Raw genomic sequence first — 11,108 nt, 5'->3', positions numbered from 1 at the left:
GGACTTCTTTTTGAGACGCCCTCTTGCCCTGGATCGTCACGTTCTGTCGCCACCCGAAGGTTCCGGAATGTCGGATTCCGTCCCATCCCGTGGGTCCGGGGCTTCGAGCGGTACCCGGCGGCGGTACCGGACAGTGGTACCTGGCAGAGTGTCAGACCATCAGGACCGCAGATACGTCAACACTGCGAGTACCCGTCGATGATCGCCGTCACTCGGGGAAAGACCCAGCTTCAGGAAAATGTTGCTGATGTGCTTCTCCACCGCGCCGTCGCTCACCACCAGCGCCTTCGCGATCGCCGAGTTCGTCCGGCCCTCCGCCATCAGACCGAGGACCTCCCGCTCGCGCGGCGTCAGGTTCGCCAGCACGTCCTGCTGACGGCTCCGGCCCAGCAGCTGCTGCACGACCTCCGGATCCAGGGCCGTACCGCCCCCGGCGACCCGCACGACCGCGTCCACGAACTCGCGGACCTCCGCGACCCGGTCCTTCAGCAGGTACCCCACACCCCGGCTCGAACCGGCGAGGAGTTCGGTGGCGTACTGCTCCTCCACGTACTGCGAGAGGACCAGGACCCCCAGCCCCGGATACTCCTTGCGCAGCCGCACCGCCGCGCGCACGCCCTCGTCCGTGTGCGTCGGCGGCATCCGCACGTCCGCCACGACGACGTCCGGCAACGCGCCCTCGTCCGCCAGCTCCGCCACCGTCTTGACGAGCGCCTCCCCGTCCCCGACCCCGGCGACGACGTCATGCCCCAGATCCGTCAGGAGCCGGGTCAGGCCCTCCCTGAGCAGCACCGAGTCCTCCGCGATGACCACCCGCACCGCACCGTCTTGCCCACCCACGCCGCACAGCCCCCATGTTTCGTATCGCCGGATGCGGCCACCAGCATGGCACTGCGCGGCCCCCACCGGTGAGCAATGCCCCGACGGGACGCCCGGTGAGCGATGCTCCGCCCGGGGCAGCCCGGAAGGGGCGCCCGACCGCGACGCACGGAGTGGGTCGCCCCGGCGGGACGGCCTGGAGGGACGCCCAGACCGGGACACGCACAGGGGGACGCCCGCCCGGGACACGCGGAAGGCGGGGAGGGGGGCGCCCCGACAGGGACGTCCCCCTCCGCTCCCCACCGGTGCCGTCAGGAGCGCCAGGGCAGCTCCGCCGTCACCGTCGTCGGCCCCCCCGACGGCGAGTCCACCGCGAGCACCCCGTCCACCGCCCCTACCCGCTCCGCGAGCCCCGCCAGACTCCGCCCCGCCACCGGCTCCGCCCCGCCCACCCCGTCGTCCCGCACCTGGAGCATCAGCCGGTCGCCCGTCCGCCACACGTCCACCCACGCCCGCCGCGCCCTCGCGTGCGCCGTCACGTTCCGCAGCAGCTCCGAGACCGTGAAGTACGCGATGCCCTCGATCGCCGGGACCGGCCTGGCCGGCAGGTCCACGTCCACCGACACCGGCACCGCGCACCGGGAGGCCACCGCCGACAGCGCCGCGTCGAGCCCCCGGTCGGTGAGGACGGCCGGGTGGATGCCCCGGGCCAGGTCCCGCAGCTCCTGGAGCGCGAGCTTCACCTCGCCGTGCGCCTCGCCGACGAGCACCGCCGCCGCCTGCGGGTCCTCCGCCAGCTTCTCCTTCGCGAGACCCAGGTCCATGGCGAGCGCGGCCAGCCGCGCCTGCGCCCCGTCGTGCAGGTCCCGCTCGATGCGCCGCAGGTCGGCCGCGGCGGTGTCGACGACCATGCCCCGGTCCGACTCCAGCTCCGTCACCCGGGTGGCGAGCCGCGAGGGACCGAGGAGCCCGGAGACCAGGAGCCGGTCGACGGCGACGAAACCGCGCAGCAGCCACGGCCCCATCAGCACGAACAGCAGCCCGACCAGACTGGTCACGGCGACCTCGAAGGGGGAGTCGAGGTACAGGTCGCGGGAACCGTCCCCGTACAGCTGGATCCCGTCCTGCCCCAGGTAAGCGGGGAACACCCACCGCCACAGCGGATACGTGAAGAGGCCCCAGCCCCACGACCAGAACGCCACCGTCACGGAGAACGAGAACACCGCCCACGGCATGTGCACCACCGCGTACAGCAGGTGCCGCCACGACGCCCCGCTCTTCAACATGGCCCCCATCCACGAGAACGCCCCACCGGTCTTGCCCCGCACCGGCTCCGGGGCCCGCACGTCGAAGTCGAGCAGCGCGCGCGCCCGCGCCCGTTCCACCGCGCCGAAGCCCCGGCACATGGCAAGCGCCCCGGCCAGGATCGGCACGCCGAGGAAGGTGATGAGCAGCCCGGCCCCGGCCGAGACGAAGGCGACGGAGAGCGCGAACCAGCAGACGCTCAGCGGCAGCCCGATGAGCACATGGAGGAGGGCGCGCCAGGTGCGGGCCTCGAACGGCGCGCGGATCGCGGCGGGAAGTCGGGCGGAGGCCATGGCGGGGGTCCTTCGGTGAGTGAGGTGCGTACGTGTTCCAGAATTCCGTCCCGGGGCCGGCCGGACCATGAGGCGGGTGGGCGTCTATGGCCGGGGGTTTTCCCTACCGGCGGCCTACGGGGGGCGTGAGGGCCGCCCGCGAGGACGGCCGGATCAGGCCGTCCGCGCCACCGCCGACCGCGCCACTGCCGGCCAGCCACCGCCGTTCGCGCCACCGCCGGGCAGCCACCGCCTCGGCGGTCACCGTCCCGGCCGTCACCCACCCGGCCGGCACCGCTCCGGCCGTCACCGCTCCTGTCGCGACCGCCACGGCAGTTCCGCCGTGACCGTCGTCGGGCCGCCTTCCGGCGAGTCCAGGACGAGGAGCCCGTCCACCGAGCCGAGCCGTTCCGCGAGCCCCGCGAGCCCCGTACCGCCGTCGAAGCGCGCCCCGCCCGCCCCGTCGTCCCGTACCTGGAGCAGCAGCCGGTCCTTCGCCCGCCACACCTCCACGGACGCGGACCGGGCACGCGCGTGCTTGGACACGTTCTGGAGCAGCTCCGACACCGTGAAGTACGCGATGCCCTCGATGGCCTCCGCCGGCCGCTCCGTCAGGTCCACCGTCACCTTCACCGGCACCGTGCAGCGCGCCGAGACGGAGGAGAGCGCGGCACTCAGCCCCCGGTCGGTGAGGACCGCCGGGTGGATGCCCCGCGCGAGGTCCCGCAGCTCCTGGAGCGCGAGCTTCACCTCGCCGTGCGCCTCGTCGACCATGACCGCGGCCGCGTCCGGGTCGTCGAGGAGCTTCTCCTTCGCCAGGCCGAGCCCCATCGCCAGGGCGACGAGCCGGGCCTGCGCCCCGTCGTGCAGGTCCCGCTCGATGCGCCGCAGGTCCGCCGCGGCGGTGTCCACGACCACGCCCCGGTCCGACTCCAGCTCGGCGATCCGCCGCTCCAGCTCGTCGGAGGGCGACAGGAGGCCCCGGACCATGCCCCGGTCGGCGCCGGCCAGGTGCCGGGAGATGAAGGGCAGCACGGGCCAGAGCAGGACCAGCGAGACGAGGCCGACCGTGAAGGTCACGATCCCCCAGGGCAGCCGGATCAGCCCGTACAACTGCGTCCGCCACGCCACCGGGTCCTTCAGCCTGGACCACAGCCAGCCGAAGAAACCGCCCCGCGAGGGCAGCGGGGACGGCTCCGCGACCTCGACCCCGAGCAGCCCGCGCGCCCGCGCCCGCTCCGACCGGCCGATCAGGCGGGCGCCGCCGAGGCCGAGGGCGAGCAGCGGAAGACCGATCACGGTGACCGAGAGCCCCACGCCGAGGACCACGCTCACCACCGCGTAGACGAAGCCGACCACGGCCGTGAACAGGTTGGAGAGGAGGAAGGCGATCTCCTTCCAGGTCTCCTTGCCGTAGGCGGTACGCCGGGGCGGATGCGGGGCGACGGTGGAGCCGGAGGCCCCGGCGGAGTCAAGATCAGCGGTCATGCTCCCCAGACTGCCGGTCGGGCACCGTGCGACGCCATGGGGGAGGTGGGTGAGCGGCAGGGGGGATATCCCCACCGGCAGCGCCCACGCGACTGCTTACGGTCCCTTTAGCAGGGCCTAGACTCGCGTCCGTACAGAAGTGACTCATGAGACACCGAGACCGAGGGGCGGACGTGCGGGAACCGACCGTTGTCGCGGCCGACGCGGCGGACTACTTCCAGACGTACTCCGTCGTCGGCCTGCTCGCCGCCGTCGGCGTGCTCTTCGTCGCCGTGGCGTTCGGCGCGGGCCGGCTGCTGCGGCCCGTCGTGCCGACGCCCGAGAAACTCCTCACCTACGAGTGCGGTGTCGACCCCGTGGGGGAGGGCTGGGCGCACACCCAGGTCCGCTACTACGTGTACGCCTTCCTCTACGTCGTCTTCGCCGTCGACTCGATCTTCCTCTTCCCCTGGGCCACGGTCTTCGCGGCGCCCGGATACGGCGCCACGACCCTGGTCGAGATGTTCGTCTTCCTCGGCTTCCTGGCCGTGGGGCTGCTCTACGCGTACAAGAAGGGCGTCCTGGCATGGATGTGACACCCCTGCCCGCTCCCACGCTGGGGCCGCTCGCCCGTCTGGCCCCCGAGCCGATGAAGGTGGTCCTGAACTGGGGCCGCCGCTACAGCCTGTGGGTCTTCAACTTCGGGCTCGCCTGCTGCGCGATCGAGTTCATCGCCGCGTCGATGGCCCGGCACGACTTCATCCGCCTCGGCGTCATCCCCTTCGCGCCGGGCCCCCGCCAGGCCGACCTGATGATCGTCTCGGGCACGGTGACGGACAAGATGGCGCCGGCGGTGAAGCGCCTGTACGAGCAGATGCCGGAACCGAAGTACGTCATCTCCTTCGGCGCCTGCTCGAACTGCGGCGGCCCCTACTGGGACTCGTACGCGGTGACCAAGGGCGTCGACCAGATCATCCCGGTCGACGTCTACGTTCCCGGCTGCCCGCCCCGCCCCGAGGCGCTCCTCCAGGGCATCCTCAAGCTCCAGGAGAAGATCGCGCGGGAGAGCCTGGCGGACCGCTACGCGACGGCCGCCTCGGTCTCCCAGCTGACCAGCCCCCTGGTCCCGCGGCCGGAGGGCACGGCATGACCGCCTACGACACGCTCCCCGACTCCGTCACGGACGTCTTCGGCGAGGAGGCGACGGCCGAGCGGGCCTACGACCTGCTGACCGTCGACGTCCCGCCGGCGTCCTGGATCGCGGCGCTCACCACCGCCCGCGACGCACTGGGCTGCACGTACTTCGACTGGCTGAGCGCGGTCGACGAGCCGGGCACGGGCTTCCGGGTCTGCGCGCACGTCGTGGCGCTCGCGGAGGGCAGGCCGCGCCGCCTCCTCCTCCGTACGACGGTGCCGCACTCCGCCCCCGCCCTCCCCACGGCGATCGGGGTGTACGCGGGCGCGGGGTGGCACGAGCGCGAGACCCACGAGATGTTCGGCGTGGACTTCACGGGCCACCCGCACCTCGTCCCCCTCCTCCTCCCGGAGAACTTCGAGGGCCACCCGCTCCGCAAGGACTTCGTCCTGGCGGCCCGGGTCGCCAAGGCGTGGCCGGGTGCGAAGGAACCGGGCGAGTCGCACGACGGCGGCGGCCCGAAGCGCCGCCAGATGCTCCCCCCGGGCGTCCCGGACCCCAACGAGTGGGGCCCCCTGAAGGGTCAGCTCCCCCCGGCCCCGACCCGCCCGGCCCGAGCGACGGGAGACCGCCCGGCCCGAGCGGCGACAGGCGACCGCCCGGTCCGCCGCACCCGCTCGGTGGGAGAGGGCTCGGCGAGCCAGACCCCCGCACCGGACGCCCCCACCGCCCCCCCGACGCCCCGCCGCACCCGCTCGGCACCGGAGGGCTCGACGAGCCGACCGCCCACCCCGGAGGCGCCCCCGGAACCGGGTACGCCGGGCGCCGGCACCCTGACGAACCGGCCGACGCCGGAACCGGGCACGCCGGGCGCCGGCACCCTGACGAACCGGCCGACGCCGGAACCGGGCACGCCGGGCGCCGGAGCCTCGGCGTCCCGGCCGCCCGCTGCTGCCGACGCGGCGTCGGAACCGGGCACGCCGGGCGCCGGGGCCCCGGCAACCCGGCCGACGCCGCAACCGGGCACGACTCGCGCCGAGGCCCCCGCGTCCCGGCCGACCCCGGAACCGGCCACGCCGGGCGCCGGGGCCCCCGCGTCCCGGCCGACCCCGGAACCGGCCACGCCGGGCGCCGGGGCCCCCGCGTCCCGGCCCCGCCGCTCGCGCTCGGCGTCCGACGGCTCGGCGAGCCAGTCGCCCGCCGCTGCCGACGCGGCTGCGGAGCCGTCCGCCGGTCCGGCCCGTTCGCGTACCCGCAGCTCGGACGCCCCCTGGCACCACGCCCGCCCGGCCTTCGACGAGGAGCCGAGGACGCCTGAGCCGGAGCCGACGGCTAAGCCGACGCCAGAGCCGACGGCCGCGCCGACGCCGGAGACCCCGGCCGGGCCGACGGCCGGGCCGACCCCGGAGCCCCCGGAGGCCCCGGCCGAACCGGATACCCGGCCGACCCCGGACACCCCGGACACCCCGGACGAGCCCGGCCCCGGACCGCAGGCCGAGGAACCGGCATCCGAGCCCGCAGAGCCCGACGACCCGCCCGCCCCCCGGGGCCCCGCCCCGCACGGCCCCGCCCCGCAGGGCAACGGCACCGAACCCACCACCCCCGCCGGAGGCGATCCCGCGTGAACGACGTACTCGACGTCGCCCTCCGGCTGCTCGTCGTCTTCGCCGTCTTCCTCGTGCTGCCCCTCGTCGTCGGCCAGACCGAGCACAAGGTCATGGCACACATGCAGGGCCGCCTCGGCCCCATGTACGCCGGTGGTTTCCACGGCTGGGCCCAGCTCGTCGCCGACGGCGTGAAGTTCGCGCAGAAGGAGGACGTGGTTCCGAAGGACGCCGACCGCCGGGTCTTCCAGCTCGCGCCGGCCGTCGCCCTCCTCCCGTACCTCCTCGTCCTCGTCGCGATCCCGATCGGCCCGAGCGAAGGGGCCGTCGGCCAGGTCGTCGACGCGGGCATCTTCTTCGTGCTGGCCGTGATGGGCGTCGGCGTCCTCGGCAGCCTCATGGCCGGCTGGGCGTCCGCGAACAAGTTCTCGCTGCTCGGCGGCCTCCGTACCGCCGCGCAGCTCCTCGCGTACGAACTCCCGATGCTCCTCGCCGCCGCCTCCGTCGCCATGGCCGCCGGCACCGTCTCCCTCCCCGGCATCCTCGACGCCTTCGCGTGGTGGTGGGTGCCCTGGCAGATCGTCGGCGCCCTCGTCTTCTTCGTGGCGGGCCTCGCGGAGCTCCAACGGCCCCCGTTCGACATGCCGGTCGCCGACTCGGAGATCATCTTCGGCGCGTACACCGAGTACACCGGTCTCCGCTTCGCCCTCTTCCTGCTCGCCGAGTACGCCGGCATCGTCGTGCTCTGCGGTCTCACCACCGTCCTGTTCCTCGGCGGATGGCACGGCCCTCTCGGCGCGGACGGTCTCGGCTGGGTCTGGACCCTCCTCAAGACCGCCGTCCTCGCGTTCGTCGTGATCTGGCTGCGGGTGAGCTACCCGCGCCTGCGGGAGGACCAGCTCCAGAAGCTGGCCTGGACGACGCTCGTCCCGCTCGCCCTCGCGCAGATCGCGCTGACCGGCATCGTGAAGGTGGCGATCAACTAGATGGCTCCGATCCCCGGCTCCGGCCTCGCCAAGGGCCTCGCCGTCACCCTCCGCACGATGACGAGGAGGACCGTCACCGCGCAGTACCCGGACGTCCAGCCCGAGCTGCCGCCCCGCACCCGCGGGGTCATCGGGCTGTTCGAGGAGAACTGCACGGTCTGCATGCTCTGCGCCCGCGAGTGCCCCGACTGGTGCATCTACATCGACTCCCACAAGGAGACGGTGCCGGCTGCCGCCCCCGGCGGCCGCGAGCGCAGCCGGAACGTCCTCGACCGCTTCGCCATCGACTTCTCGCTCTGCATGTACTGCGGTATCTGCATCGAGGTCTGCCCGTTCGACGCGCTGTTCTGGTCGCCCGAGTTCGAGTACGCGGAGACCGACATCCACGAGCTCACCCACGAGCGCGACAAGCTCCGCGAGTGGATGTGGACGGTCCCGGAACCGCCCGCGCTCGACCCGGCGGCCGAGGAACCGAAGGAGATCGCGGCGGCCCGCAAGGCCGCCGAGAAGGCCGCGGCCGCCGCAGCCGCCCAGGCCGAGGCGGAGGCCCGGGCCGCCGCCACCGCAGCCGCCCAGGCCGAGGCCCCGGAGGAGCAGCAGTGACCCTCGCCGCCGCAGCACAGCAGACCCACGGCTTCCTCTCCCCGACCGGCGTCGAGATCGCCTTCGTCCTCGTCGGCCTCGTCACCCTCGGCGCGGCCCTCGTCACGGTCACCACCCGCCAGCTCGTCCACGCCGCGCTCTGGCTGGTCGTGGCGCTCGGTGGACTCGCCGTGGAGTACCTGCTCCTGACCGCCGAGTTCATCGCCTGGGTCCAGGTCCTGATCTACGTGGGCTCCGTCGTCGTCCTCCTCCTCTTCGGCCTCATGCTCACCAAGGCCCCCATCGGCCGCTCCCCGGACGCCGACTCCCGCAACCGGCCCGTCGCCCTCGCGGTCGCCCTGGCCGCCGCGGCCGCGCTCGTCTGGGTCGTCGTCGACGCGTTCCGTACGACCTGGATCGACCTGGACGGAGCCGTGCAGGGCTCCACCGAGGTGACCGGCGCGATCCTGTTCCGGCACTGGGTGCTGCCGTTCGAGGCGCTGTCCGTCCTCCTCCTGGCGGCCCTCGTCGGCGCCATCGTGCTCTCCCGGAAGAAGAAGGAGGGGGAGCGCTGATGCATCTCGCCTACCCGGCCGTCCTCGCCGCCCTCCTCTTCGCCATCGGCGTGTACGGCGTCCTCGCCCGCCGCAACGCGATCCTGGTCCTGATGTCCGTCGAGCTGATGCTCAACGCCGTCAACCTCAACCTGGTCGCGTTCGACGTCTGGCTCCGCGACACCCTCCACGCCGGCCAGGCCCTCACCCTCTTCATCATCGCGATCGCCGCGGCGGAGATCGGCATCGGTCTCGCGATCGTCCTGATGGTCCACCGCAACAAGGGCACCGCGGACGTCGACCGCCTCCGTGACACCGCAGAAGACCCGTCCGCAGACGACATGCCCGCACAGGACACGTCCGCCGGCGACACGCCTACAGGCGAGAAGGCCGAGGCCACCGCGTGACCACCACGACCCTCGCCGTCCTCGTCCCCCTCCTGCCGTTCCTCGGCTCCGTCGCCGGACTCCTGCTCGGCCGCACCGCGCCGGGCCTCGTCCGCCCGCTCGCCGTGCTGCCGACGCTCGCCGCCGCCGTCCTGGCCGTGTGGGTCGCCGCCCGGCAGGGCGGAGGCAAGGCGATCGACGCCGCCACCCAGCTCACCCCCACCGGCTCGGTCCCCATCGACCTGGCCCTCCACATCGACGGCTTCGCGGCCCTCGTCGCCGTCCTCGTCGGCGTCGTCGCGACCTGTGTGCAGATCTACTCGACCGGCTACCTCCGCGAGGACCCCCGCTACCCCTCGTACGCCGCGCTCGTCTCCCTCTTCACCTCCGCGATGCTGCTCGTCGTCTACTCCGGCGACCTGATGGTGCTCCTGGTCGGCTGGGAGATCATGGGCATCTGCTCGTACTTCCTCGTCGGCCACTACTGGGAGACCCCCGAGGCGCGGGCCGCCTCCCTGAAGGCCTTCCTCGTCACCAAGCTCGGCGACGTCCCCTTCCTCATCGGTCTCTTCGCGCTCGCCGCCGACGCGGGCACCTTCCGGATCACGGGCGTCCTCGGCGCCGTCGCCGGCGGCGGCCTCGACCACCCCACCCTCATCGCGCTGCTGCTGCTCGCCGGTGTGGCGGGCAAGTCGGCGCAGTTCCCCCTGCACACCTGGCTCCCCGACGCCATGGCCGGCCCCACCCCCGTCTCCGCGCTCATCCACGCGGCGACGATGGTCGCCGCCGGTATCTACTTCACGGCCCGGCTGCTGCCCGTCTTCGCCGCCTCCGGCGCCGCGATGACCGTGCTCGCCGTGATGGCCGCGGTCACGATGGTCGGCTCGGCGCTCGCCGCGCTCGCCCAGGACGACATCAAACGGGTCCTCGCCTACTCGACGATCGGCCAGCTCGGCTACATGGCCGGTGCCCTCGCCGTCGGCGACCGGGGGGCCGCCGTCTTCCACCTCGTCTCGCACGCCGCGTTCAAGGCGCTGCTCTTCCTCGCCGCCGGCGCCGTCATCCACGCCGCCGGGACGAACTCGCTGACCGCCATGTCCCGCATGAGCGGCCTCGCCAAGCGCATCCCCGACGCGTACTGGACGATGACCGTCGCCCTCCTCGCGCTCGCCGCGATCCCGCCCTTCGCCGGCTTCTTCTCCAAGGAGGCCGTCCTCGTGGCCGCCGAGCACACCGCGCTGGGGGACCGGACCGTCGCCCCCGCGGGGGCCGGCTGGACCGTCATCGTCGCGGGCCTGCTGACCGCGCTGCTCACCGCCGCCTACGCGCTCCGCCTCTGGCTGCGGACCTTCCGCGGCCGGGGCGCCGAAGCCCCGGAGCACGGCCGCCAGCCGCTCGCCATGACCACCGTCCTGTGGGTCCTCGCGATCCCCTCCCTCGGCTTCGGTCTGACCGTCACGTACCTCGACGACTGGTTCGACGGCCACGCCCTCACCCCGACCGTCACCACCGCCGTCGTGGGCACGGGCCTCGCCGCCGCCGGAGCGGCCGTCACCTATGCCGTCTGGCGCGCCCTCGCCGCCAGGACCCCGGTCGCCGCCCCCGCGCCCCACGTCGCCCACCCTGACGCCGACGCGGGCCTGGTGGAGGCGGAGGCGCTGCGCCTGCCGCACCCGGCGGAGGACCCGGCCGACCCCGGCCGCGTACTCCTCGGGCCGCTTCACGGCCCCGCCGGTGACGGCTTCCACCTGGACGCCGTCTACCGGACGGCGTTCGTCCGGCCCGTCCTCGCCGCCGCCTCCCTGGTCCGCTTCCTGGACCGCGAGGTCGTCGACACCTACGTCCGGGCCGCGGCCGATTCCGCCAAGGGGCTCGGCTGGCTCGTCCGCCGCGCCCAGACCGGCAACGTCCAGACCTACCTGAGCGCCCTGCTCGCCGGCTCCGTCGTCCTGGTGATCGCCGCAGTCGCCCTCGCCAACGCCGTCGCCGGAGCGTGAG

General features: G+C 73.7%; 11 protein-coding genes. 8 read left to right on the top strand and 3 right to left on the bottom strand.

From position 1 onward, the window contains the following. Positions 1 to 159 precede the first annotated feature (159 nt). From ACFWV2_RS04930 to ACFWV2_RS04920, 3 genes are all read right to left on the bottom strand, one after another. Positions 160 to 819: a LuxR C-terminal-related transcriptional regulator gene (locus ACFWV2_RS04930; RefSeq protein WP_384402466.1), complete on the bottom strand. Its 660-nt coding sequence runs from the start codon at positions 817 to 819 to the stop codon at positions 160 to 162. A 311-nt stretch (positions 820 to 1,130) separates the two neighbouring features. Further along, on the bottom strand, positions 1,131 to 2,417 hold the full coding sequence (locus ACFWV2_RS04925; protein WP_384401730.1) for a sensor histidine kinase: 1,287 nt from the start codon (positions 2,415 to 2,417) through the stop codon (positions 1,131 to 1,133). Between the two features lie 285 nt (positions 2,418 to 2,702). Beyond that, positions 2,703 to 3,884 (bottom strand): sensor histidine kinase, encoded by a 1,182-nt coding sequence (locus ACFWV2_RS04920; protein WP_384401727.1) that lies wholly within the window; start codon positions 3,882 to 3,884, stop codon positions 2,703 to 2,705. 146 nt (positions 3,885 to 4,030) lie between these two features. On the opposite strand from ACFWV2_RS04920, the gene ACFWV2_RS04915 reads away from it, so the two are divergent. The 8 genes from ACFWV2_RS04915 to ACFWV2_RS04880 are packed head-to-tail and all read left to right on the top strand — an operon-like array spanning position 4,031 to position 11,107. Continuing rightward, positions 4,031 to 4,459, top strand: a complete 429-nt coding sequence (locus ACFWV2_RS04915) for an NADH-quinone oxidoreductase subunit A (protein ID WP_384401724.1) — start codon at positions 4,031 to 4,033, stop codon at positions 4,457 to 4,459. After that, positions 4,450 to 5,013, top strand: a complete 564-nt coding sequence (locus ACFWV2_RS04910; protein ID WP_360785222.1) for an NADH-quinone oxidoreductase subunit B family protein — start codon at positions 4,450 to 4,452, stop codon at positions 5,011 to 5,013. Before ACFWV2_RS04915 ends, ACFWV2_RS04910 begins: the two co-directional genes overlap by 10 nt. After that, on the top strand, positions 5,010 to 6,623 hold the full coding sequence (locus ACFWV2_RS04905) for an NADH-quinone oxidoreductase subunit C (RefSeq protein ID WP_384401721.1): 1,614 nt from the start codon (positions 5,010 to 5,012) through the stop codon (positions 6,621 to 6,623). Before ACFWV2_RS04910 ends, ACFWV2_RS04905 begins: the two co-directional genes overlap by 4 nt. Further along, positions 6,620 to 7,588 carry a complex I subunit 1 family protein gene (locus ACFWV2_RS04900; protein ID WP_360785225.1) on the top strand — a complete coding sequence of 323 codons (969 nt, stop codon included), beginning with the start codon at positions 6,620 to 6,622 and terminating at the stop codon, positions 7,586 to 7,588. The genes ACFWV2_RS04905 and ACFWV2_RS04900 overlap by 4 nt, the downstream gene beginning before the upstream one ends. Continuing rightward, entirely contained in the window at positions 7,589 to 8,191 is a 603-nt protein-coding gene (locus ACFWV2_RS04895) for a NuoI/complex I 23 kDa subunit family protein (protein WP_384401718.1), read from the top strand. It abuts the gene before it with no gap. Then, positions 8,188 to 8,745 (top strand): NADH-quinone oxidoreductase subunit J, encoded by a 558-nt coding sequence (locus tag ACFWV2_RS04890; RefSeq protein ID WP_384401715.1) that lies wholly within the window; start codon positions 8,188 to 8,190, stop codon positions 8,743 to 8,745. The genes ACFWV2_RS04895 and ACFWV2_RS04890 overlap by 4 nt, the downstream gene beginning before the upstream one ends. Further along, positions 8,745 to 9,131, top strand: a complete 387-nt coding sequence (gene nuoK / locus ACFWV2_RS04885) for an NADH-quinone oxidoreductase subunit NuoK (protein WP_384401712.1) — start codon at positions 8,745 to 8,747, stop codon at positions 9,129 to 9,131. The genes ACFWV2_RS04890 and nuoK overlap by 1 nt, the downstream gene beginning before the upstream one ends. Then, positions 9,128 to 11,107 (top strand): NADH-quinone oxidoreductase subunit L, encoded by a 1,980-nt coding sequence (locus ACFWV2_RS04880; RefSeq protein WP_384401709.1) that lies wholly within the window; start codon positions 9,128 to 9,130, stop codon positions 11,105 to 11,107. Before nuoK ends, ACFWV2_RS04880 begins: the two co-directional genes overlap by 4 nt. The last annotated feature ends 1 nt before the right edge of the window (position 11,108 follow it).

The organism is Streptomyces sp. NPDC058671, from assembly GCF_042716475.1.
Classification (GTDB): Bacteria; Actinomycetota; Actinomycetes; order Streptomycetales; family Streptomycetaceae; genus Streptomyces.
This window is presented reverse-complemented; position numbering and strand designations above follow the sequence as displayed.